Source organism: Hydrocarboniphaga sp. (assembly GCF_028291725.1).
Classification (GTDB): domain Bacteria; phylum Pseudomonadota; class Gammaproteobacteria; order Nevskiales; family Nevskiaceae; genus Hydrocarboniphaga.
Genome location: NZ_JAQGNT010000107.1, coordinates 81,858 through 103,362 on the forward strand (window position 1 = coordinate 81,858; position 21,505 = coordinate 103,362).

Here is a 21,505-nt window from a genome sequence, read left to right on the forward strand (position 1 = left end):
AATAGTAAGTCTTCGCAAAACATCCGCGCTGGCGATGTCAATGGCAGCCGCGCCCCAGGCGGAAGCCGTATTCTTAACGCCGCGGCGGCCGCCGGCACTGCTCCCTTTTAACCCTGGATTCGATGATGAACCTCCGTCTGCTGGTTTTGGTCGCGCTTGCCTGGGTGGCCTGGCGGTTCTGGCAACAGTGGCAGCAGCGCAGGGGCGACCTGCGCGGGCCGCAGCCGCCGCCTTCGGCCCAGCAAAAACCCGGTGCCGAACCCTTTGAGCTGATGCAGCGCTGTGCCCAGTGCGGCACCTACCTGCCGAGCACCGCGCTGTCACGCAGCGGGCGCTGCGGCCGATGCTCGGACTGAAGCGCGACCGGCCGGGCGGCGACGGCAGGTCCAGCCTGCCCGACGCCGCCGCGCCGGAAGAATGGCGGGTGCTGCACCTGCTGTCGCTGTACCGGCTGATGCTGGTGATGCTGCTGATCGCGGCGATCAAGAGCGGCTTCGCCCCAAAAATTTTCGAGAGTGTTGCCGATAACCGCCTGCGCCTGGCCTGCCTGGTCTACGGCGTGGTCGCGCTGCTATTGATGGCGCTGGTGCAAAGGCGCCGTCCGGTACTCGAAACCCAGGCCCACCTGCATCTGCTCGGCGACCTGATCAGCCTGAGCCTGCTGCTGTATGCCTGCGGCGGCGTACCGAGCGGCCTGGGCGCGCTGGTGATCACGCCGGTGGTCGGCGGCGCCCTGGTGCTGTCGCCGCGCATGGCGATGCTGCAGGCCGCGCTGGCGACGATCGCGATGTTCGGCGTCGAGATCGCGCGCCGCTACGACCAGCATTTCGACGCCGGTGATTTCACCGCCGCGGGGGTACTCGGCCTGATGCTGTTCGGCGCCAGCATCGCCGCCAATGCGGTCGCGCAGCGTGCCCGCAACAGCGAGGCCCTGGCCGAATGGGTCGGCAGCGAGTTTGCCGATCTGTCCGAACTCAACGAAAGCATCGTCTCCGGCATGCAGACCGGCGTACTGGTCGTCGACAGCGAGCTGCGCATCCGCCGCATGAACGCGGCAGCGCGGCGCCTGATGCAGCTCTCGGACGATGCCGACAACCGGCTGGTCGAGGCCGAAGCGCCGGCTCTGGCAGCGCGGCTGAGGCTATGGAGCACCGACGGCCTGGCATCGGGCGCACCGATCGCATCGCGGCCCGGCGCCGCAGAAGTGGTACCGCGCTTCTCGCGGCTCGGCAGCGACAGGTACTCGCCGATCCTGGTCCTGCTCGAGGACGCGGCGCTGCTGCGCGAGCAGGCACAGCAGATGAAGCTCGCCGCGCTGGGCCGGCTGTCGGCCAACATCGCCCACGAGATCCGCAATCCGCTGTCGGCGATCCACCAGGCCAGCCAGCTGCTGGCCGAAGCCGACTTGTTCACCGACCCCGGCCAGGCACAGAACCGGCGGCTGCTGGCGATGATCCAGCGCCACGGCCAGCGCATCGACAAGATCGTCCAGGACGTGCTGGCGATGTCGCGGCGCGAGCCGCCGCAGCCGGTCACGATCGCGCTGAAAGACTGGCTGGTGCGGACCGCCGGCCTTTACCAGGAAGGATTTTCGGCTCGGCCGAGGCCGATCGAGATTCTGGAGATTCCGGCCGGCCTGCACGTACGCTTCGACCCGAACCATCTGCAGCAGATCCTGTTCAACCTGTGGGACAACGCCTTCCTGCACGGCGGGGGCGGCGAGGTGCTGGTGCTGCTCGACGCCGGCATCGATGAGCAGCAGCACGTCTGGCTGGAAGTCAGCGACAACGGCCCCGGCATCGCCGAAGATCTGCGCGAGCACATGTTCGAGCCGTTCTTCACCACCGCTCATCAAGGCACCGGGCTCGGGCTTTTCTTGACCCGCGAGCTTTGTGAATACAATCAGGCGCGCATCGCCTACCGGCCGAGCCCCGGCCGCGGCGCCTGCTTCCGGCTGACGTTCGCCCATACCCCTGCTGCCTGACCCTAGCCGAATGACCCGAGCCGCCGGCAAACCGCCGTCCATTTCCACTGCGCTGATCGTCGACGACGAAGCGGACATCCGCGAGCTGATCGAGATCACGCTGCTGCGCATGGGCGTGAGGACCGAGGCCGCCGCCGACCTGGCGCAGGCGCGCGCGCTGCTCGCCGAGCACCACTTCGATTTCTGCTTCACCGACATGCGCCTGCCCGACGGCAGCGGCATCGAGCTGGTACACGAGGTGCAGAAAACCTGCCCGGGCATGCCGATCGCGGTGATCACCGCGCACGGCAACGCGCAGGCCGCGGTCGAGAGCCTGAAAGCCGGCGCCTTCGACTTCGTCTCCAAGCCGGTCGACCTGGCGATCCTGCGCAAGCTGGTCGAGGCCGGGCTGCGGCTCAAGGCCGGCGACGCCAGCGCGGCCCTGGGCGGCGCGCCCACCACCGCGGACGACTCCGGCGGTCTGCTCGGCCGCGATCCTTCGATCGAACATCTGCGCGGCCTGATCGAGCGGCTCGCGCGCAGCCAGGCGCCGGTGCATATCTGCGGCGAATCCGGCACCGGCAAGGAGCTGGTGGCGCGGCTGATCCATCAGCGTGGTCCGCGCGCCGCGGCGGCTTTCGTGCCGGTGAACTGCGGCGCGATCCCCGGCGAGCTGATGGAGAGCGAGTTCTTCGGCCATCTGAAAGGCAGCTTCACCGGCGCGCTGCGCGACAAGTCGGGGCTGTTCCAGGCCGCGGAAGGCGGCACCCTGTTCCTGGACGAGGTCGCCGATCTGCCGCTGCACATGCAGGTAAAGCTGCTGCGCGCGCTGCAGGAGCGGCGCGTGCGGCAGGTCGGCAGCGAGAGTGAAATGCCGGTCAATGTGCGGATCATCTCGGCCACGCATCGTGATCTGGCGGCGCTGGTTGCCAGCGGGCAGTTCCGCCAGGATCTGTACTACCGGCTCAACGTGATCGACGTGCGCACGCCGCCGCTGCGCGAGCGGCGCGGCGACATCCCGCTGCTGGCGGCCAGCATCCTCGAGCGCCTGTCGGCCGACAGCGGGCAGCGTCCGCAACTCGACGCGGACGCGCTGTCGATGCTCGCGGCTTACGATTTCCCCGGCAATGTGCGCGAACTCGAAAACGTGCTCGAGCGGGCGATCACCTTGTCCGACGGCCTGCGCATCGGCGCTGCGGATCTGCAGCTGCGCGCGGCGGCGCGGGAAACCGGCGCACCAGCAACTGCGGCTGCGGCCTTCGCGAATACCGGCGATGCCGCTGCGCCGCTGGACGCGCGCATCGAAGAGATCGAAAAACGCGCGATCCGCGAGGCGCTGGAGAAATCGCGCTACAACAAGACGCGTGCGGCCGAGCTGCTCGGCATGAGCTTTCGCCAGCTGCGCTACAAGCTGAAAAAATTCCAGATCGACTGACGCCCGCCCCCTCATGACCGACAGCACGACCGACATGAAAAAGCTCGCCCTCGCCTTCGCGGCCGGCTCCCTGCTGCTGATGCTGGCCGGATGCAAACCAGCTGCTGCACCGCAGGCCGACCGGGCCGCCGTCGCGGCGAAAACCGACGAGCCCTCGGCAGCGCTGCAGAAACTGTTCGACGAAGAATGGCAGCGGATGCTTGCGGATTCGCCGCTGACCGCGACCTATCTCGGCGACCCGCGCTACAACGACCGCTGGGACGATCTGACACCCGAGGCGTTCACGCGCCGTCAGCAGGCCGCGCAGGCGCTGCTGGATCGGCTGAAGACCATCGACCGGGCCGCCTTGCCGGCGGCCATGCAGCTGAACTACGAGCTGTTCAAACTGCAGACCGAAGACGGCCTGGAGAGCTATTCCTACGGTGGCCAGCTGCTGCCGGTGAACCAGCGCGGCGGCCTGCAGACCGCCAGCGAAGTGCTGGAGATGCTGCGCTTCGACAAGCCGGCCGACTATCAGAACTGGATCAAGCGCCTGCAGAGCTTCGGCGCCTATACCGACCAGACCATCGCGCTGATGCGCCTGGGCATGGCGCAGGGCCGCACCTATCCGCGCGTGATCATGCAGCGCGTGACCGGCCAGATCGCGCGGCAGATCGTGGCGGACCCGAAGCTCAGTCCGTTCTATGCACCCTTCAGCAAAATCCCGGCCGACATGGCCGGAGCCGAGGCGCTGCGCAGCGTGGGCGAGAGCGCGATCCGCGAGCAGGTGTTGCCGGCATACCGGCGCTTCCAGGCGTTCTTCGAGCAGGAATATCTGCCGGCCTGCGCCGAGGCGCCAGGCCTGTCGGCGCAGCCGCGCGGCGCCGAGTACTACGCCTATCTGGCGCGCCATCACACCACCACCACGCTCACGCCGGACCAGATCCACGACATCGGGCTGAAGGAAGTCGCGCGCATCCGCGCCGGGATGGAGAAGATCAAAGCCGAAGTCGGTTTCAAGGGCGACCTGCATGCCTTCTTCACGTTCCTGCGCACCGATCCGCGCTTCTTCTACAAGACGCCGCAGCAGCTGTTCGACGGCTATACGCTGATCGTCAAGCGCATCGACCCGGAACTGGTGCGGCTGTTCGGCAAGCTACCGCGCACGCCCTATGGCGTGCGGCCGATTCCGGACATCTCCGCGCCGGATACCACCACCGCCTACTACCAGCCGCCGGCCGCCGACGGCAGCCGCGCCGGCTATTACTACGTGAACCTGTACAAACCCGAAACCCGGCCGAAATGGGAGATGGAGGCGCTGAGCGCGCACGAGTCCGTGCCCGGCCATCACCTGCAGCTGGCGCTGCAGCAGGAGCTCGGCGAGATGCCGGCGTTCCGCAAATCCGGCGAGGGCTTCACCGCCTACGTCGAGGGCTGGGGCCTGTATTCGGAGTCGCTCGGCGGCGAGCTCGGGCTGTACAAAGATCCCTATTCGAAGTTCGGTCAGCTGACCTACGAGATGTGGCGCGCGGTGCGCCTGGTGGTCGACACCGGCATCCATGCCAAGGGCTGGACACGCCAGCAGGCGATCGACTATTTCGCCGACAACGCGGCCAAGACTCCGCTCGACATCGCCAACGAGATCGACCGCTACATGGCGATGCCGGGCCAGGCGCTGGCGTACAAGATCGGCGAGCTGAAGATCAAGGAGCTGCGCGCGCGCGCAGAAAGCCGCCTCGGCGACAAGTTCGACGTCCGCGCCTTCCACGACACGGTGCTGGCCAGCGGCGCGGTGCCGCTGCAGATCCTGGAGCAGCGCGTGGATGCCTGGATCGACGAGCAGGCCGCGAAGTAAGTAGCTGATCGTTCCCTCCCCCGCCTGCGGGGGAGGGCCAGGGTGGGGGCGGAAGTCGCGGCGCTGCTCTTTACCGTTACGCCCCCATCCCAGCCTTCCCCCGCAAGCGGGGGAAGGAGAAAAGCATTCCAGGGAAATCGCTCAGGCGCCCGGCCGCCGGTGAGCTAGACTTCGGGACCGAAACCACCATCGATGGCGCACTGGCGCCAGGAATCCGCACATGAAGTCCGCTTTCGCCTGCGCCTCCGGTCTCGCCGTCATGCTACTCGCCGGCACCGCCGGGGCCGCGGGCAAGAAGCCCGCTGCCCCGGAGCCGGAAACCGCCGCGACACCTCCGGCGCTGAACGTGACCACCGCCACGGTCAACGAAATCAACACCTGCAGCCGCGGCAACCTGGCCGACCGCGGCTCACTGCGCGATGTCACGCTCATGTCCAAGGGTCGCGACGGCAAGGAGCGCACGCTGAAGCTGAAGCTGTTCTGGAAACCGGCCAAGGGCACCGGCGAAGGCCGTCTCAATGTGCGCGTGGTCGAGCCCAAGGATCTGGCCGGCGCCAGCTACCTGCTGATCCAGAAGGAAGGCGCCGAGCAGCTGTATTTCTATCTGCCGGCCGCGAACAAGGTGCAGCAGGTCAGCGGCGAAGACCTGAACCGCCCGCTGTGGGGCACCGATCTGTCCTACTCCGACCTCAAGCAGCTGCAGGGTCTGGCCGCGACCGGCCCGACCACGCGCATCGCCGACCAGCTCGTTGCCGGCCTGCCGAGCTACGTGCTCGAAACCCAGCTCGCCGACGGCACGCCGCAGTACTCGAAGATGCGCTCCTACGTCGACCAGAAGAGCTGCGTGCCGCTGCGCTCGGATTTCCTCGACAAGTCCGGCAAGACCGTCAAGCAGCTCGAGGCCGATGCCTCGACCCTGAGCGAGCTCGAGCCGTACTGGTTCGTTACCGCGTACACGATGAAAGACCTGGTGCGTAACAGCCAGACCGCGGTCGAACTGTCCGACGTGTACCTGCTCGAGCAGATGTCCGAGAAGAACTTCGCGCCCGACACGTTCTACTTGAAGAACGAGTAGCACACCGGTTTCGGGGGGGACCTGCGCGAATGGCGACGGCGGCCCCCGCCGAGGGTGTGCGCCGGGTGAGCGTGGCCGCATGGCTGGCGCAGCGCCCGGGCCTGATCGTCGCGATCGTCGTCGCGATCTCGATCGCGGCGCTGCTGCAGCTCGTCGACTTCCAGAATCACCGCATCCGGCTCAGCGTCGATGCCTCGCTCGACCCGCTGATCGCGCCCGATCTGCCGGCGCAGCCGGTCGATGACGCAGTGCGCGCGCGCTTCGGCGCTCCCGACGACGCGGTACTGGTGCTGCTGCAGACCGCGGACGTCTACTCCGCGGAATCGCTGCGCCGCCTGGATGCGCTGACCCAGGCGCTGGCGGCGACGCCGGATGTGGCCGAGGTGCAGTCGCTGACCAGCGTCGCGTTGCCGCGCGCCGGCACCGCGGAAGGCCAGCTGAGCCTGCGCCACCTGCGCCCCGAAGAGTTCGGCAACGCCGCGCTGATCGCCCAACTGCACGCCAGCATCGACGCCGACCCGCTGCTGCGCGGCCAGCTGGTATCGCTGGACGGCCACTCCGCCGCGATCCGCGTGTCGCTGACCACGACCTCGGATCGCGAAACCCTGGACAGCGGCGTCGCCGAGGCGATCACCCGAACCGCGCACGCGGCCAGCGGCAACGGCTTCCAGATCTCGATCACCGGCATGCCGATCGTGCGCGACGCGACCAGCCGCACCGTGCTCAGGCAGATGGCGTGGACGGTGCCGGCCATCATCCTGCTGCTGGCGGTGCTGCTGGCGCTGGCGTTCCGCTCGATGCGCGGCGTCTGGCTGCCGCTGCTGACGATCTCGCTGTCGCTGCTGTGGACGATGGCGACCTTGTCCGCGACCGGCCGGCCGCTCAATCTGATCACCAGCCTGGTGCCGCCGCTGCTGGCGACGATGGGCCTGGCCTACTGCGCACATGTGCTGACCGAGTTCGAAGCGCTGCTGCGTGAGCCGCGCATCCGTGATCGGATCAAGCGCATCGAACACCTGCTGCACGACATCGCCGGGCCGGTTGTGCTGACCGGCTTCACCACCGGCGTCGGCCTGCTGGCGCTGGTCACCAACGACCTGCCGGCGATCCGCGAATTCGCGCTGCTGGCCTGCCTGGGCGTGGTCTACACGGTGCTGCTGGTGCTGAGCTTCGTGCCGGCGATCCTCGGCATCACCACGCGCCGTCTGCCGAGGCGGCCGTTGCCGGGTGATCACATCTTCAAGAACGGTAGCGCGATGATCGGGCGCTTCGACATCGTGCAGCGCCGGCGCATTCTGTGGGTCGCCAGCGCGGTCGGCATCGGCGCGATCCTGCTGAGCCTGCGCGTCGATGTCGGCGATCGCTTCGTCGGCGCGTTCTCGAAAAACTCGCCGGTGCGCCAGGACTACGAGCGCGTCAACACCGCGCTCGACGGCGTCACGCCGCTGTCGATCCTGGTCGATGGCGCGGTGCCGGAATTCTTCCTCGAGCCGAGCAGCCTGCAGCAGCTCGACGAACTCGAGCAATGGCTGCGCGACCAGCCCGAGATCGGCTCGGTGATCGGCATCAGCGACCATCTGCGCTCGCTGAACCGCGTGCTCACCGGCTCGGCCGAGGCGCATCTGCCGGACTCGCGCGAGATGGTCAGCCAGCTGCTGTTCTTCGGCGATACCGACACGCTGTCGCAGTTCGTCGACAGCGAACGCCAGTCGACCCTGATCAACCTGCGCCTGACCGTCGACGACACCGCCGACATCTCCGATCTGCTGAAGCGCGTCGACGCGCGGCTGCTGGAGCTGCCCAAGAGCATGCACGCGCAGACCAGCGGCCAGGCGGTGCTGATGACGCAGTCGGTCGAGGCGGTGACGTCCGGCCAGCTGCAGAGCATTGCGCTGGCGCTGGGCGTGATCTACCTGTGCCTGGCGATCCAGTTCGCGTCGCTATGGGTCGGCCTGCTCGCCTCGCTGCCGACGCTGCTGCAGACCGCGCTGTACTTCGGCGCGCTGGGCCTGTTCGGCGTCAAGCTCAACGCGACCACCAGCCTGGTCGAATGCCTGGTACTGGGCCTGGCGGTCGACGACACCATCCACTACCTGGCGCGCTTCAACGTCGCCGCGCGGCGCACCGCGTCGGAGACCACCGCGGCGGTATCCGCGCTGCAGGCGGTGCTGCGGCCGATCACGCTGACCAAGGCGATCCTCGCCGCCGGCTTCCTGGTGCTGGTCACCGGCGAGCTGCAGAACCAGGTGATGTTCGGCTGGCTGGCCGCGTTCACGCTGGCCGCGGCCTGGCTGGTCGACGTATTCGTAACACCGGCCTTCATCAGCGGCGTGCGCGTGGTGACCTTGTGGGATTCGCTGAGCCTGAACCTGGGCCAGAACGTGCAGGGCACGATTCCGCTGTTCGCCGGCCTGTCGACGCGCCAGGCGCGCATTTTTGCGCTGATGTCGCGCGTCGAGATCGTGCCGGCCGGCGTGCTGATCATCCGCGAAGGCGACCCGGGCGGCGACGTCTTCGTCGTCATCGACGGCAAGCTCGCGGTGTGGAGCTACGTCAACGGCGAACGCGTACTGCTGAATTCGCTGAAGCGCGGCGGCGTGGTCGGCGAAGGCGGCTATTTCGGCCAAAGGCGCATGGCCAATGTCGAAACCCTGAGCAAGGTGCGCCTGCTGCGCTTCGACGACGCCGACCAGGAGCGCATCTGCAAGCGCTACCCGAAACTCGCCGCGCGCATCTTCCTCAACATGAACCGCATCCAGGCGGAGCGCCGCGCGCGCGGCACGGCGATGCCGGCGACATAGCCTGGCTAGGGTTTCGCCCACTCCGCCGGCTGCGCTTCGATGCCGTGCACATTCTGCAGCCAGTCGCGCAGCGCGAAGCCGGTGCCGGCGGGCCAGTAGCGCGCCTGGTCGAACGGCACGTGCTTCCAGTCGACCAGCTCTTCGTTGAGCCTGACCGTGCCGGTGGCCGGTACGTGGTAGGCGATCAGCAGCTGGTTCATGCGGTGGAATTCGTAGAGGCCGACGAAGTTGACGCCCTGCGGCACCAGCCCCAGCTCCTCTTCGACTTCGCGCTGCACGCCGATCTCCGGCGTCTCGCTGCGCTCCAGGAAGCCGGTGATCAGCGCGTAGGAATGCGGTGGCCACGCGGCGTTGCGGGCCAGGATGATCTTGCCTTCGTGCTCGACGATCGCGGCGACCACCGGCACCGGATTGTCCCAATGCACGAAACCACAACTCGGATCGTCACAGCCGAGGCGGTCACGGTCGCCGAAGCGCGCGACGATCAGCGGGCGGGCACACTGCGGGCAGAATCGGAAGCTCATGGTCGGGCTAGGCTCAGGCTTTTGACAGGGACGCGGCGAATGTACCGCGGTGCAGGACCGCGTCGCCGGCAGCCGTGATCACGCGCGTCTGCAGGTCGATGCGCGCCTTTCCGCGGCTGCGCAGCGTGTCGATGAAACGACTCCAGATTTCGGCGTCGGGACGCTGCGCCTCCGACACCAGATCGCCGTTCACCGGCCGGTCGAACTGGCATTCGCTGCGCTGCACGACCAGCCGCGCGTCGAGCTGTTCGGCGCTTAAGGCCACGTGCATCAGCGACCAGCCGGACAGGATGCTCATCAGCGCCAGGCTGCCGCCGAACGCGGTCTGGTGGTGGTTGTGGTTGGCCGCCAGCGGCGCGGCGATCACCACGCGCTGCGGCGAGCATTCGCGTACCTGGATGTCGATTGCGTTCAGCACCGGGATGCTGTGACGCAGGAAGGCAGTCAATTCGTCGGGGGTCATCGGCCGAAAGCATAACGCCGGTGACGGTGCTTGGGGCTAAACTCGCGCGCCATGGACCACCGCGCGCTGCTCGCCCAAAGCCGGCTGTTTGCCGGTATCGACTCCGTCGCGCTCGACCAGCTCGCCGAGCGGACCACGGTCTGCGACTTCCGCAGCGGCCAGGCGGTATTCGCGATCGGCGCGCCGGCGGACTGCGTCTACATCGTCGCCACCGGCCGGCTGCGGGTCGAGAATGCCGACGGCAGTCTGCGCGGCGAAGTCGGCCTGCTCGAGTGCGTCGGCGAAGTCGCGATTCTGTCCGGCCATGCACGCAGCGCCGAGGTCTACGCAGTGCGCGACAGCTATCTGCTGCGCATCGGCCGCGACGATCTGCTGGAGTTCCTGCAGGCCCATCCCGATGTGCTGCTGCGCCTGACCCGGGTCGTGATCGCGCGCCTGCAGATGGCAGCGACGCCGTCGAGCATCGCGGCGTCCAGCCGGCCGCGCTGCATCGCGCTGGTGCCGGCCTCGCCGCACGTCGATCTGAACGCGATCGCCCAGCGCATGCACGGCACGCTCACCGAATGCGGCGAAGTGCGCATCGTCGACGGCCGCAGCGTCGATGCGGCGCTCGGCAAGGGCATCTCGCAGATGACGCCGGGCATGGCGGCCGAAGACATCCTGGTGCGGCATCTGCATGCGGCCGAGGGCGCGCACCGGCATCTGATCTACCTCTGCGACCGGGTGCCGAGCAGCTGGACCGACCGCTGCCTGCGCCAGTGCGACCGCGTGATGGTGGTCGCCGACGCGCGCACGCCGCCGACCCTGACACCGATGCTCGAGGAGCTGCGCGATCTGCGCCTGCGCGTGCCGGTCGAGCTGATCCTGCTATGCCCGGACGATTGCAGCGCCGACAGCGTGCTGCCCTGGCGCGAACTCAGCGGCGCGCGCACCCATTACCTGCTGCGGCCGGAGCATCCGCGTGATTCCGAGGCGCTGGCGCGCAGCATCAGCGGCCGTGCGCTCGGCCTGGTGCTGGGCGGCGGCGGCGCGCGCGGCTTTGCGCATATCGGCCTGCTGCGCGCGCTCGAAGAGCTGAAACTGCCGCTGGACGTGCTCGGCGGCACCAGCATGGGCGCGTTCGTGTCGGCGCTGGCGGCCTGCGGCTACGACTGGAAGCAGGTGCTGCAAATCACCCGTGAAACCTTCGTCGAACGGCATCTGCTGAATGACTACCTGCTGCCCAGAGTCGCGCTGATCCGCGGCCGCAAGTTCTACCGCCGCCTGCAGACGATCTTCGGCGAACGGCGCATCGAGGAGCTGCGCACGCCGTATTTCTGCGTCAGCACCAATCTGACGCGCGGCAAGCCGGTGGTCCACGACCGCGGCCCGCTGGCGCTGTGGGTCGCGACCAGCATGGCGATCCCCGGCGTCGCGCCGCCGGTGGTCTGGCAGGGCGATCTGCTGGTCGACGGCGGCGTCGTCAACAGCCTGCCGACCGACGTGATGCAGAGCCTCGAGCGCGGCCCGATCATCGCCTCCGACGTGTCGACCGAGGGCGCGCTGACCCTGCCCGGCGTCGAAGGCCCGGACGTCGATGCGATCCTGCGCTGGGCGCCGCTGCAGCCGGGTGAGGGGCGCCGGCCGAGCCTGATCTCGATCCTGTTCCGCACCGCGACGCTGACCAGCGAATCCGGCGTCGCGGCGCGCGCAGCGCGCGCCGATGCCTATCTGCGCCTGCCGGTTTCGGGGGTCGCGCTGTTCGACTGGAAGAAGCTCGACGAGGTCGCGCAGCGCGGCTACGAGTTCGCGATGCAGCAGCTGCCGGCGCTGGAGGCCAGGCTGCGTGCCTGCCCGATCTGAGGCCGGCACGATCGTGCCCGGCACCAAACCGTAGGGCGGCAATCCTTTGCCGACGTGAAATCCCGACTGCGCATCGGGCGTACACGTCGGCAAAGGATTGCCGCCCTACGTGTGTGGCGCCCGCGTGGCCGTTTTCCGGCAAGCTAGCAACCTGTCCTCAAGGAACCCTCCATGCGTTTTGCTCTGCTCGCCGCTGCGCTGGCCGCGCCGCTGGCCGCCGCCGCTCTCGACTACCCGGCCACGCCGCGAGGCGACGTCATCGACCTGTACCACGGCACCAAGATCGCCGACCCCTACCGCTGGCTGGAAGATCTGGACTCCGCGCAAACCACGGCCTGGGTGCAGGCGCAGAACGCGCTCAGCCTGCCGTTCCTGGCCGCGCTGCCCGAGCGCGAAGCGCTGTCGAAGCGGCTCACGTCGCTATGGAATTACGAGCGCTTCGACGTGCCGGCCAAAGCCGGCGGCCAGTATTTCTACACACGCAACGACGGCCTGCAGAACCAGGCGGTGCTGTATGTACAGAAAGGCAGTGACGCGCCGCGCGAACTGCTCGATCCGAATCGCCTGTCGAAGGACGGCACGATCGCGCTGGCTGAGTTCGAGCCCTCGCCCGACGGCCGCTGGCTGATGTACGCCACCGCCGCCGCCGGCTCGGACTGGAACGAGTTCCGCGTGCGCGACGTCGCCAGCGGCAGGGATTCACCCGAGAGCCTGCAGCGGATCAAGTTCTCCGATGCCTCGTGGACCGCGGACAGTGCCGGTTTCTACTACTCGCGCTATCCCGATCCGCCCGCGGCGCTCGGCGACAAGTCCAGCAATCGCGCGGTGTTCGACGGCCTGGCCGACCAGAAGCTGTACTACCACCGCGTCGGCGCCCAGCAGAGCGAAGACCGGCTGGTGTTCGAGGAAACGGCTCATCCGAAGTGGTTCGTCGAAGGCGAAGTCAGCCACGACAGCCGCTATCTGATCATCACGATGCGCGAAGGCTCGGGCGACAAGAGCCGTATTTATGTGCGCGATCTGGCTTCCGAGCAGCAGCCCGCGGACATCGTCAAACTGGTCGACAACTTCGACGACGCCTACGACTTTATCGGCAGCAAGGGCAGCATCGCCTACTTCACGACCGACCGCGAAGCGCCGCGCCGGCGCGTGGTCTCGATCGATCTGTCCAAGCCCCAGGCACCGGAATGGAAGCCGGTCATCGCACAATCGGCCGACACCATCGCCGCGGTGAAGCTCGCCGGCGGCAAGCTGGTCGTGCTCAGCCTGCACGATGCCGCGAGCCGGCTGAGCACCTATACGCTCGAGGGCAAACCCGCCGGCGAGCTGAAGCTGCCGGGCCTCGGCGCGGTGCCGGAAAAACTGCAGGCCAGCGCGGACGACAGCGAACTGCTGTTCGGCTACAGCAGCTTCAATCAGCCGCAGACGCCGTATCGCGCGGACCTGAAGAGCAACCGCGTCGAAGCCTTTCGCAGGCTGCGCCTCGCCTTCGATCCCCGGCAATACCGCACCGAGCAGGTGTTCTATCCGTCCAGGGACGGCACCCGGATTCCGATGTTCATCAGCTACAAAAAAGGCCTGAAGCGCAACGGACGCGCGCGCGCCTGGCTGCATGGTTATGGCGGGTTCAATATCCCCAAGACGCCGGCCTTCGACGTCTCCGCGCTCGCCTGGATGGAGCGCGGCGGCATCTACGCGGTGGCGAACCTGCGCGGCGGCGGCGAGTACGGCGAAGACTGGCACCTGGCCGGCACGCGCGAGCGCAAGCAGAACGTGTTCGACGACTTCGTCGCCGCCGCCGGGTATCTGGTGAAGCACGACTACACCGCCTACCCGCGCATCGCGATCTGGGGCCGCTCCAACGGCGGCCTGCTGATCGGCGCCAGCGTCAATCAGCATCCGCAGCTGTGGGGCGCGGCGGTGGCCACCGTCGGCGTGATGGACATGCTGCGCTTCCACAAATTCACCGTCGGCTACGCCTGGGTCGGCGACTACGGTTCGTCCGACGACGCCGAGGGCTTCGACTACCTTTCGAAGTATTCGCCGCTGCATACCGTCACGCCCGGCACGCACTATCCGCCGACGCTGATCACCACCGGCGACCACGACGACCGCGTGCACCCGGCGCATTCGTTCAAGTACGCGGCGACGCTGCAGGCCGCGCAGGCCGGCGTCGCGCCGGTCCTGATCCGCATCGACACGCGCGCCGGCCACGGCGGCGGCAAGCCGGTGTCGAAAGTGATCGAGGAAGAATCCGACAAGCTCGCGTTCATGTGGCACTACACGGCCGGCGCGGCCGAATCGCCGTCCTCGCCTTGAGTGCATCTTGAACGGTGACGCGCAGCTGATCGAGATCCTGCAGCTGACCAATGCCTCGCGGGCGGCGGCCGGAATGAATCCGCTGCGCAACGATTCGCGCCTGGGCCGCGCAGCTCAGCTGCACGCCGAGTTTCTGGCCGCGGGCGGCTTCCTGTCGCACGGCGGATCGGGCGAATCGACGCCTGGCGATCGCGCGACTGCGGCAGGCTACCGGTGGCAGCGAGTCGGAGAAAACATACTGGCGCGAACGCGGGCCGAGCCAGCACTGGCCTACGAACAGTGGTGGCTCAGCCAGGGCCACCGCGACAATCTGCTGACCGCGGCTTTCACCGATTGCGGGCTGGGCCGGCACTACTCGCCGAAGGTGGACTGCTGGTATTACGCGATGCTGCTGGCGACGCCGAGCTAGCTTGTTCGGGTCTCCTTCCCCCGCGTGCGGGGGAAGGTCGGGATGGGGGCGTGCGGCAAAGAGTTGCTCCGCGACGAACGCCCCCACCCTAGCCCTCCCCCGCTCGCGGGGGAGGGAATTATTGGCGAATCAAACCGAGAACGAAGACCCGCAGCCGCAGGTCGTCGTCGCGTTCGGGTTGCGGATCACGAACTGCGCGCCTTCGACGGTTTCCTTGTAGTCGATCTCGGCTCCGACCAGGTACTGCAGGCTCATCGGATCGACGACCAGGGTGACACCCAGGGTTTCGACGCTGGTGTCGTCTTCCTCGGCGGCCTCGTCGAACTTGAAACCGTACTGGAAGCCCGAGCAGCCGCCGCCGGAGACGAATACGCGCAGCATCTGGCTGGGATTCTCCTCTTCGTCCAGAAGTTCGCGCACCTTGCGCGCCGCGGCTTCGGTGAAGACCACATCGGTCGCCGGCGGCGGCGGTGCCGCGGACGGCTTATAAACGCTGGGTTCGGTCGTGCTCATGTCTGCTTCCTCAATCCGGGATTGCATCGACGTGCTGCTGATGCTGGATTCCAGCATCCTGCACGTCGATGATCCGGCTATCACTACTGTAGTCCTGTACCGCTACCGGCTGACGAGCTTTGAGCGCCGCCGCCATCGATTCGTGGACGAGTTGGCCGTTGACCTGCGCACCCGGCTGCATCTCGATCAGCTTGTAGAACACGTTTCCGGTGACTCTAGCCTTGGCGCCCAGCGTCAGCTTCTCGCTTGCGTAGACATCGCCGACCACGGCGCCGTTCAAGACGATCATGGGGACGCGGATCTCGCCTTCAATGGCGCCGTTCTCGCTGATCGACAGATGGGCGGACTTGTCGGCGGTTGAAGCGACATTGCCCAGAATGCGGCCATCCAGATGCAGCCCCCCGGTAAAAAACACGTCGCCCTTGATCTCGGTCTGACGGCCGACCAGGGTTTCGACGGTGCCGGTGTTGCGCGGCGGCGGCGGGCTGCTGCTGGTGTTCTTGCTGTTGAACATCATGTTCCGGAAAGCTCAGGTCTTGCGCATCTAGGGAGGCAGCTCGACCCTGATCTTACTCCAGTCGAACTCGTTCTCGACCGCCGCCTGCTCACCGTCGATATCCAGCGTGACCGACGCGCGGATCGGACGGAAGTTCGGCGGCAAGCGGAATTCGCCGGTGAATTCCTGAAAATACTTGAATGCGAACTGCGGCAGCCTGGCGTCGCCGCTGAGCAGCGGCGCCAGGTCCTGGGTGACCTGCTCGCCGTCACGGCTGCCGATCAGCCGCAGCTGCGCGCTGCCGGCGACGCGCTTGTCGTGGCGTACCGACTGGATCAGCACCAAGTCGTAGCGCCAGTGTTGGCGATCCGGCTGCTGGGTCATTTTCAGATCCAGCACGCGCACACCGGCGCGGGTTTCGTCCGGCGACACGATGCCGCGGTAGAACGCGACCTGCTCGCGCAGGTCGGCCGCCTCGGCCTGCAGGTCGGACAGCGAGGCCTTGACCTCGGTGCAGGCGGCGCCGTCGATCTCGGTGGAACGCTGGGCGTAGACGATCTGCTGGCGCAGGTCGGTGTTTTCGCTACGCGCTGTGCGCAGCTCGCGAGCCAGGTCGCGGCGCTCGTCGCGAAGCTGTTCGAGCTCGGTCCTGGTCTGGCGGAATTCGCTGATCGTGTGCGTGCGCACCCAGGCGTAAAGCCCGAAGCCGGCAATCGCGATCACGGCCGCCGCACCGGCGATCAAACCGGCCCTGAACCAGGGCCGGTGGCGCTTGACGACGATGCGGTGCTGCATGGGCGCCGCGTTACGGCGTCAGGCCGGGCGCATCCAGGCCGGTGGATTCCGGCTGATCGAACATCAGGTTGAAGCATTGCACGGCCTGCCCGGCCGCGCCCTTGACCAGGTTGTCGATCACCGACAGCACGACCACGGTCCTGCCGTCCGGCGCCAGATGCACGGCGATGCGGCACTGGTTGCCGCCGCGCACGCTGCGCGTCTCCGGGTGCTCGCCGGCCGGCATCACGTCGACGAAGGGCTCGCCGCGGTAGCGCGACTCGAACAGCGCCTGCAGATCGAGGGCGGGCCGGGTCAGCCGCGCGTACAGCGTCGCGTGGATGCCGCGGATCATCGGCGTCAGGTGCGGCACGAAAGTCAGCGAGACCGGGGTCTCCGAAGCCTGGCGCAGGCCCTGCTCGATCTCCGGCAGATGCCGGTGGCCGGGCACCGAATACGCGCGAAAGTTGTCCGAGGTTTCGCCAAACAGCGAGGTCACGCGCGCTTCGCGGCCGGCGCCGGAGACGCCGGACTTGCAGTCGGCGATCAGATTGGTCGCGTCGATCACGCCGGCCTCCAGCAGCGGCAGAAAGCCGAGCTGCACCGCGGTCGGATAGCAGCCGGGGTTGCCGATCACGCGCGCGCTGCGGATCGCGTGGCGATTCACTTCCGGCAGGCCGTAGACCGCCTCTTTGAGCAGGGCCGGCGCGGTGTGGTCGAGCTGGTACCAGCGCTTGAACTCGGCGGCGTCCTTGATCCGGAAGTCGGCCGACAGGTCGATGACCTTGACGCCCTGCTCGACCAGCGCTGGCGCCATCTGCATCGCGGTGCCGTGCGGGGTGGCGAAGAACACCGCGTCGCAGGCCGCGAGCGCGGCTTCGTCCGGTGCCGAGAACACCGCGTCGCTATGGCCGCGCAGGCTCGGGAACAGCTGGTCGGCGCGCAGGCCGGCTTCCTTGCGCGAGGTCAGCGTGGTGACGCGTACCTGCGGATGGGCGGCAAAAAGCCGCAGCAGTTCGGCCCCGGTGTAACCCGTGCCTCCGACGATCCCGACCTTGATCATGACGTTCTCTTGAAGCTACCGAAGATGCAAAAGGACCGGGATGATAGGCTTTTGCCGCTTCGCATTGAAGCGCGCGCCACGCCAGCCACTGGAGCCAGCATGCTTTGGGTCAAAGCAGTACACATCATGTTTGTCGTCGCCTGGTTCGCCGGCCTGTTGTACCTGCCGCGGCTGTTCGTCTACCACAGCGATACCAAGGACGGCGCCGGCCATCAGCGCTTTGTGCTGATGGAGCGCAAGCTCTACGGGATCATGACGATCGCGATGATCGGCACCTGGGTCGCCGGCATCGCGATGATCGTGATGGTGCCGGGCTATCTGCACCTGGGCTGGCTGCACGCCAAGCTGACACTGGTGATCCTGCTGACCGGCTACCAGGGATTTCTGAAGATGAACCTGCGCAAGTTCGCCAACAAGACCAACACCAGGAGCGCGCGCTACTGGCGCTTCATGAACGAAGTGCCGGCGCTGTTTCTGATCGCGATCGTGATTCTGGTGGTGGTGAAGCCGTTCTAGCGGACACCGTAGGTTGGGGTGAGCGCAGCGAACCCCAACAGTCGTTCGCGCCGACGTTGGGGTTCGCTTTGCTCACCCCAACCTACGGCTGCTCAGGCGCCTTCGAGCTCGCCCGCCGCGGTCTGCAGGTAGTTCTGCAGACCCATCTGCTCGATCAGCTTGAGCTGCTCCTCGAGGAAGTCGATGTGCTCTTCCTCGCTCTCCTGGATGCTGACCAGAACCTCGCGCGTGACGTAGTCGCGCACGCTTTCGGCGTGGGCGATCGCCTCCTTGTACATCGGGTGCGCCTCGTACTCGAGTTTGAGGTCGCACTCCAGCACTTCCTTGACGTTCTCGCCGATGTAGAGCTTGCCCAGGTCCTGCAGGTTGGGCAGGCCGTCGAGGAACAGGATGCGCTTGATCAGCTTGTCCGCATGCTTCATCTCGTCGATCGATTCCTCGTACTCGAGCTTCTCGAGTTTCTTGAGGCCCCAGTTGCCGAGCATCCGCGAATGCAGGAAGTACTGGTTGATCGCGGTGAGTTCGTTCTTCAGTGCGAGATTGAGGTACTCGAGAACCTTGGTATCGCCGCGCATGGCTGCCTTCCCTGGGAATCAGCACCCAGTGTAGCCAGTCGGCAAGCCTGAGTCCAGTGTAAGTAGCTGTTCAGCAAGAACTTTTAAGCGGTTATGCGTGTGATTCGCAGTACCCCTTCAGGCGGCGGCGGCGGTCATCGGCGCGCGCGCACCCAGATCGGAGAGCCGGATCGGCTGCGCCGACAACGCCTCGGACAGTACTTGGCGGGCGGCCGGCACGCAGATGCCGCAGCAGGTGCCGAGCGCGGTTTCGCGCGACAGGTCACGCAGCGTGCAGGCACCTTCGCTGACCAGGCGCTTGATGCGGGTGTCGGAGACAGCCTTGCAGACACAGACGTACATGGCTTGGGACGCGGCAGCCTGAATGAGAACGATTGCGATACGCTACCCGAACGGCCAAGCAGAATCAAATAGTAATCGTTCGCGTCTAAGAGGGCGGACCGATCGGTGCTGGCATTGCCGGGCGAGCGGCGATTCCGGCTGCCGCGGCCAGCTCCTCCAGAGCACGCCGATAGACCTCGCGCTTGAACTCGATTACCTCGTCGGCCGGGGTCCACCAGTCGATCCAGCGCCAGCGGTCGAATTCCGGTGTCGGCGAAGCATCGAAATGCACGCGTTCTTCCGGTGCAATCAGCCTGAGCAGGAACCACTTCTGCTTCTGGCCGATGCAGACGCGGCCGCGCCCCTGGCGCACATAGCGTTTCGGCAGCTTGTAGCGCAGCCAGCCCTGGGTCACTGCGACGATCTCGACGTCGTCGCTGAGCAGGCCAAGTTCCTCGTGGAGTTCGCGCAGCAGGGCGTCGCGCGGTGCTTCGCCGCGCTGGATCCCGCCCTGCGGGAACTGCCAGGCCTCCTGTCCGATCCGCCTGGCCCACAGAACCTGGCCGGCGGCATTCGTCAGGATGATCCCGACATTGGGACGATATCCGTCCGAATCAATCACTTGGATCAAGCACGTGGGAAAGTGGCCGGAATCGATTCTTCCACATGCCGGCAAGCAGCGGCAAACTGAGTGCTTATTCTCCTTGCTCCCCAACCTGCGATCCCTCATGCGCCTGGCGATTTTCGATCTCGATCACACCCTGCTCGCCGGCGACAGCGACTACCTCTGGGGCCAGTTCCTGATCGAACAGGGCCAGGTCGACCGCCTGGTCTACGAGCGCGAAAACCAGCGGTTTTACGACGAATACAAGGCCGGCACGCTGGATATCGAGGCGTTCTGCCACTTCAGTTTCGCGCCGCTGGCCGCGCAGAGCTTCGAGACGCTGCTGGCCTGGCGTGCGCAGTTCGTGCGCGACAAGATCGAGCCGGTGATTGCGCCGCTGGCTCCGGCGCTGATCGCGCGTCACCGCCTGCAGGGCGACACCCTGCTGATCACCACCGCGACCAACCGCTTCGTCACCGAGCCGATCGCCGAACTGCTCGGCGTCGATGCGCTGATCGCGACCGATCCCGAATTCGTCAATGGCCGCTACACCGGCAGGCTGGCCGGTCTTCCGAACTTCCAGGCCGGCAAAGTGCTGCGACTGGAACGCTGGCTGGCGGCGCAGCCCCAGATGTTCGAACACATGACCTGTTACAGCGACTCGCGCAACGACCTGCCGCTGCTGGAGCGCGCCGACACCGCGGTCGCGGTGGACCCGGACGAGGTGCTGCGCGCCGAAGCCGAGCGCCGCGGCTGGAGCGTGATCAGCCTGCGCGGCGAAGTCCCGCGGATTTCGTAGATCTCGTAGGTTGGGGTGAGCGCAGCGAACCCCAACATCAGCGCGGACGAAATGTTGGGGTTCGCTGCGCTCACCCCAACCTACAGACTCAGTACGGTGCGGCCCAGATCTGGGTCATGCCGAAGCGCTTCTTGACCTCGGCGCCGAACTGGACGGCCTGCTCCTTGGTCGCGAAGCTGCCGATCGTCACCCGGTAGACGCGCTGGCCGTCGGGCAGATCGTGGATGCGCACGACGCCGGGCAAGCCCATTTCGACCATGCCCTGGGCCTCGGCCTCGGCCGACTCGCTGTCGGCCAGCGCAGCCGCCACCAGAGTCCAGCCGCTGGCGGTGGCGGCTGTGACCGGCGCGATCTTGGCCGGCTCCTGGCGCGGTGCCGCGGCAATCGCAGCCGCAGCGGCCGCCGCCTTCAGGGACGCATAGTCGGTCAGCGCCAGCCGCTGCTTCATCGAGGCGTCGTCGGCTTTCTGCCGATGCAGGCCGCTCGCGTCCGAACTCAGGCAGTCGCCGGGCACGTCGAGACGCTCGGAGCCGGATACGCCAACGATCTCGACCGCACCGGACAACAGGCAGACCTCGCGCCGCGTCGCGCCGGCACTAGCCCAGACATCCGCGCCGAAAATGCGCAGCCGCAGATCGAGCATCGTCAGCCGCACGTCCTGCGGCAGGCGGTGCTCCTCGGTCCCATCGACCCGGAACGCGCCCTCGCCGAGGTCCAGATCGACTCGCCCGTTGAGCCCCCCTGCGGGCTGCTGGATGCTGCCGACTTTCAGCGCGGCGTCCGGCCCCAGCGTCATCATCGTGACGCCGAAACGCAGCGAACCACGCCCGTTGATGCCGGTCCGCAACTGGTCGCCACTGGCCAGCGGCACAACACGGGCGGGCGGCACCGAATCCTTGCCACGCATCACAGAGAACGGCGCCGCCGCCTGCACCACGTCCAGGCTCATCACGCGATCACCGGCGGCTGCAGCGGACGCGGTACCGACGAGCGTCATCAGGGCGAGCGGCAACCAGCTCAGGCGAGTTTTGATCGTGATCATGGGGTTCGTGATATTAAATTGATTATAGACATGCCAGCAGTTATATAAACACAAACCAGCCGATTTCTGGAACTGTAGGAGCGGTCCTTGACCGCGATTGTGCGGCTGAGGGCCTCAATCGCGGTCAAGGACCGCTC

At 66.9% G+C, this 21,505-nt stretch carries 21 protein-coding genes; 11 read left to right on the forward strand and 10 right to left on the reverse strand.

The genetic code is table 11. The features are described 5' to 3' along the window. The first annotated feature begins 125 nt into the window (after positions 1-125). The 6 genes from JWQ90_RS27430 to JWQ90_RS27455 all read left to right on the forward strand — a co-directional run bounded on the left by JWQ90_RS27430 (position 126) and on the right by JWQ90_RS27455 (position 9,108). Entirely contained in the window at positions 126-356 is a 231-nt protein-coding gene (locus JWQ90_RS27430; RefSeq protein ID WP_299698270.1) for a hypothetical protein, read from the forward strand. Next, positions 344-1,984, forward strand: coding sequence for a HAMP domain-containing sensor histidine kinase (locus tag JWQ90_RS27435; protein WP_299698271.1), 1,641 nt, complete (start codon positions 344-346; stop codon positions 1,982-1,984). The genes JWQ90_RS27430 and JWQ90_RS27435 overlap by 13 nt, the downstream gene beginning before the upstream one ends. Before the next feature lie 10 nt (positions 1,985-1,994). Then, a complete protein-coding gene (locus JWQ90_RS27440) occupies positions 1,995-3,398 on the forward strand; it encodes a sigma-54 dependent transcriptional regulator (protein WP_299698272.1) in 1,404 nt (467 codons plus the stop codon). A gap of 34 nt (positions 3,399-3,432) precedes the next feature. Beyond that, entirely contained in the window at positions 3,433-5,232 is a 1,800-nt protein-coding gene (locus JWQ90_RS27445; RefSeq protein ID WP_299698273.1) for a DUF885 family protein, read from the forward strand. A 220-nt stretch (positions 5,233-5,452) separates the two neighbouring features. Then, the gene (locus tag JWQ90_RS27450) at positions 5,453-6,307 is read left to right on the forward strand and encodes an outer membrane lipoprotein-sorting protein (RefSeq protein ID WP_299698274.1); all 855 of its coding nucleotides are present in this window, start codon (positions 5,453-5,455) and stop codon (positions 6,305-6,307) included. Positions 6,308-6,336: 29 nt separating this feature from the next. Then, positions 6,337-9,108, forward strand: coding sequence for an MMPL family transporter (locus JWQ90_RS27455; RefSeq protein ID WP_299698275.1), 2,772 nt, complete (start codon positions 6,337-6,339; stop codon positions 9,106-9,108). A gap of 5 nt (positions 9,109-9,113) precedes the next feature. Here JWQ90_RS27455 and JWQ90_RS27460 read toward each other — a convergent pair whose 3' ends face one another. After that, positions 9,114-9,632, reverse strand: coding sequence for an NUDIX domain-containing protein (locus JWQ90_RS27460; protein ID WP_299698276.1), 519 nt, complete (start codon positions 9,630-9,632; stop codon positions 9,114-9,116). Between the two features lie 13 nt (positions 9,633-9,645). Continuing rightward, positions 9,646-10,095: a YiiD C-terminal domain-containing protein gene (locus JWQ90_RS27465; RefSeq protein WP_299698277.1), complete on the reverse strand. Its 450-nt coding sequence runs from the start codon at positions 10,093-10,095 to the stop codon at positions 9,646-9,648. Positions 10,096-10,146: 51 nt separating this feature from the next. On the opposite strand from JWQ90_RS27465, the gene JWQ90_RS27470 reads away from it, so the two are divergent. The 3 genes from JWQ90_RS27470 (at position 10,147) to JWQ90_RS27480 (ending at position 14,665) form a co-directional block, all read left to right on the forward strand. Beyond that, positions 10,147-11,937 (forward strand): patatin-like phospholipase family protein, encoded by a 1,791-nt coding sequence (locus JWQ90_RS27470; RefSeq protein WP_299698278.1) that lies wholly within the window; start codon positions 10,147-10,149, stop codon positions 11,935-11,937. Between the two features lie 171 nt (positions 11,938-12,108). Continuing rightward, on the forward strand, positions 12,109-14,256 hold the full coding sequence (locus JWQ90_RS27475; protein WP_299698279.1) for a prolyl oligopeptidase family serine peptidase: 2,148 nt from the start codon (positions 12,109-12,111) through the stop codon (positions 14,254-14,256). 7 nt (positions 14,257-14,263) lie between these two features. After that, positions 14,264-14,665, forward strand: a complete 402-nt coding sequence (locus tag JWQ90_RS27480; RefSeq protein ID WP_299698280.1) for a CAP domain-containing protein — start codon at positions 14,264-14,266, stop codon at positions 14,663-14,665. Positions 14,666-14,794: 129 nt separating this feature from the next. On the opposite strand, the gene erpA is transcribed toward JWQ90_RS27480, so the two are convergent. From erpA to argC, 4 genes are read right to left on the reverse strand one after another with little or no spacing between them, the layout of a single operon-like run. Continuing rightward, positions 14,795-15,178 carry an iron-sulfur cluster insertion protein ErpA gene (gene erpA, locus JWQ90_RS27485; RefSeq protein WP_299698281.1) on the reverse strand — a complete coding sequence of 128 codons (384 nt, stop codon included), beginning with the start codon at positions 15,176-15,178 and terminating at the stop codon, positions 14,795-14,797. A gap of 10 nt (positions 15,179-15,188) precedes the next feature. Then, on the reverse strand, positions 15,189-15,695 hold the full coding sequence (locus JWQ90_RS27490) for a polymer-forming cytoskeletal protein (RefSeq protein WP_299698282.1): 507 nt from the start codon (positions 15,693-15,695) through the stop codon (positions 15,189-15,191). A gap of 27 nt (positions 15,696-15,722) precedes the next feature. Next, positions 15,723-16,469 (reverse strand): DUF6776 family protein, encoded by a 747-nt coding sequence (locus tag JWQ90_RS27495; protein ID WP_299698283.1) that lies wholly within the window; start codon positions 16,467-16,469, stop codon positions 15,723-15,725. A 10-nt stretch (positions 16,470-16,479) separates the two neighbouring features. After that, entirely contained in the window at positions 16,480-17,511 is a 1,032-nt protein-coding gene (gene argC / locus JWQ90_RS27500; RefSeq protein WP_299698284.1) for an N-acetyl-gamma-glutamyl-phosphate reductase, read from the reverse strand. 99 nt (positions 17,512-17,610) lie between these two features. On the opposite strand from argC, the gene JWQ90_RS27505 reads away from it, so the two are divergent. Beyond that, positions 17,611-18,027, forward strand: coding sequence for a CopD family protein (locus JWQ90_RS27505; RefSeq protein WP_299698285.1), 417 nt, complete (start codon positions 17,611-17,613; stop codon positions 18,025-18,027). A 92-nt stretch (positions 18,028-18,119) separates the two neighbouring features. Here the strand turns inward: JWQ90_RS27505 and bfr are convergent, their stop codons facing one another. The 3 genes from bfr to JWQ90_RS27520 form a co-directional block, all read right to left on the reverse strand. Beyond that, positions 18,120-18,602, reverse strand: a complete 483-nt coding sequence (gene bfr / locus JWQ90_RS27510) for a bacterioferritin (protein WP_299698286.1) — start codon at positions 18,600-18,602, stop codon at positions 18,120-18,122. 117 nt (positions 18,603-18,719) lie between these two features. Next, complete coding sequence (locus JWQ90_RS27515) at positions 18,720-18,944, reverse strand: (2Fe-2S)-binding protein (protein ID WP_299698287.1); 225 nt, start codon at positions 18,942-18,944, stop codon at positions 18,720-18,722. Positions 18,945-19,029: 85 nt separating this feature from the next. Then, complete coding sequence (locus tag JWQ90_RS27520; protein WP_299698288.1) at positions 19,030-19,545, reverse strand: RNA pyrophosphohydrolase; 516 nt, start codon at positions 19,543-19,545, stop codon at positions 19,030-19,032. Between the two features lie 106 nt (positions 19,546-19,651). Between JWQ90_RS27520 and JWQ90_RS27525 the strand changes: the two genes are divergently transcribed. Next, positions 19,652-20,326: an HAD family phosphatase gene (locus JWQ90_RS27525; RefSeq protein ID WP_299698289.1), complete on the forward strand. Its 675-nt coding sequence runs from the start codon at positions 19,652-19,654 to the stop codon at positions 20,324-20,326. Positions 20,327-20,414: 88 nt separating this feature from the next. On the opposite strand, the gene JWQ90_RS27530 is transcribed toward JWQ90_RS27525, so the two are convergent. After that, the gene (locus tag JWQ90_RS27530; RefSeq protein WP_299698290.1) at positions 20,415-21,368 is read right to left on the reverse strand and encodes an SPOR domain-containing protein; all 954 of its coding nucleotides are present in this window, start codon (positions 21,366-21,368) and stop codon (positions 20,415-20,417) included. Between the last annotated feature and the right edge of the window lie 137 nt (positions 21,369-21,505).

Bases quoted from the DNA above. Each gene is read 5' to 3' on its own strand.
- JWQ90_RS27430 (WP_299698270.1), top strand. From the start codon at position 126: ATGAACCTCCGTCTGCTGGTTTTGGTCGCGCTTGCCTGGGTGGCCTGG.
- JWQ90_RS27435 (WP_299698271.1), top strand. From the start codon at position 344: ATGCTCGGACTGAAGCGCGACCGGCCGGGCGGCGACGGCAGGTCCAGC.
- JWQ90_RS27440 (WP_299698272.1), top strand. From the start codon at position 1,995: ATGACCCGAGCCGCCGGCAAACCGCCGTCCATTTCCACTGCGCTGATC.
- JWQ90_RS27445 (WP_299698273.1), top strand. From the start codon at position 3,433: ATGAAAAAGCTCGCCCTCGCCTTCGCGGCCGGCTCCCTGCTGCTGATG.
- JWQ90_RS27450 (WP_299698274.1), top strand. From the start codon at position 5,453: ATGAAGTCCGCTTTCGCCTGCGCCTCCGGTCTCGCCGTCATGCTACTC.
- JWQ90_RS27455 (WP_299698275.1), top strand. From the start codon at position 6,337: ATGGCGACGGCGGCCCCCGCCGAGGGTGTGCGCCGGGTGAGCGTGGCC.
- JWQ90_RS27460 (WP_299698276.1), bottom strand. From the start codon at position 9,632: ATGAGCTTCCGATTCTGCCCGCAGTGTGCCCGCCCGCTGATCGTCGCG.
- JWQ90_RS27465 (WP_299698277.1), bottom strand. From the start codon at position 10,095: ATGACCCCCGACGAATTGACTGCCTTCCTGCGTCACAGCATCCCGGTG.
- JWQ90_RS27470 (WP_299698278.1), top strand. From the start codon at position 10,147: ATGGACCACCGCGCGCTGCTCGCCCAAAGCCGGCTGTTTGCCGGTATC.
- JWQ90_RS27475 (WP_299698279.1), top strand. From the start codon at position 12,109: ATGCGTTTTGCTCTGCTCGCCGCTGCGCTGGCCGCGCCGCTGGCCGCC.
- erpA (WP_299698281.1), bottom strand. From the start codon at position 15,178: ATGAGCACGACCGAACCCAGCGTTTATAAGCCGTCCGCGGCACCGCCG.
- JWQ90_RS27490 (WP_299698282.1), bottom strand. From the start codon at position 15,695: ATGATGTTCAACAGCAAGAACACCAGCAGCAGCCCGCCGCCGCCGCGC.
- JWQ90_RS27495 (WP_299698283.1), bottom strand. From the start codon at position 16,469: ATGCAGCACCGCATCGTCGTCAAGCGCCACCGGCCCTGGTTCAGGGCC.
- argC (WP_299698284.1), bottom strand. From the start codon at position 17,511: ATGATCAAGGTCGGGATCGTCGGAGGCACGGGTTACACCGGGGCCGAA.
- JWQ90_RS27505 (WP_299698285.1), top strand. From the start codon at position 17,611: ATGCTTTGGGTCAAAGCAGTACACATCATGTTTGTCGTCGCCTGGTTC.
- bfr (WP_299698286.1), bottom strand. From the start codon at position 18,602: ATGCGCGGCGATACCAAGGTTCTCGAGTACCTCAATCTCGCACTGAAG.
- JWQ90_RS27515 (WP_299698287.1), bottom strand. From the start codon at position 18,944: ATGTACGTCTGTGTCTGCAAGGCTGTCTCCGACACCCGCATCAAGCGC.
- JWQ90_RS27525 (WP_299698289.1), top strand. From the start codon at position 19,652: ATGCGCCTGGCGATTTTCGATCTCGATCACACCCTGCTCGCCGGCGAC.
- JWQ90_RS27530 (WP_299698290.1), bottom strand. From the start codon at position 21,368: ATGATCACGATCAAAACTCGCCTGAGCTGGTTGCCGCTCGCCCTGATG.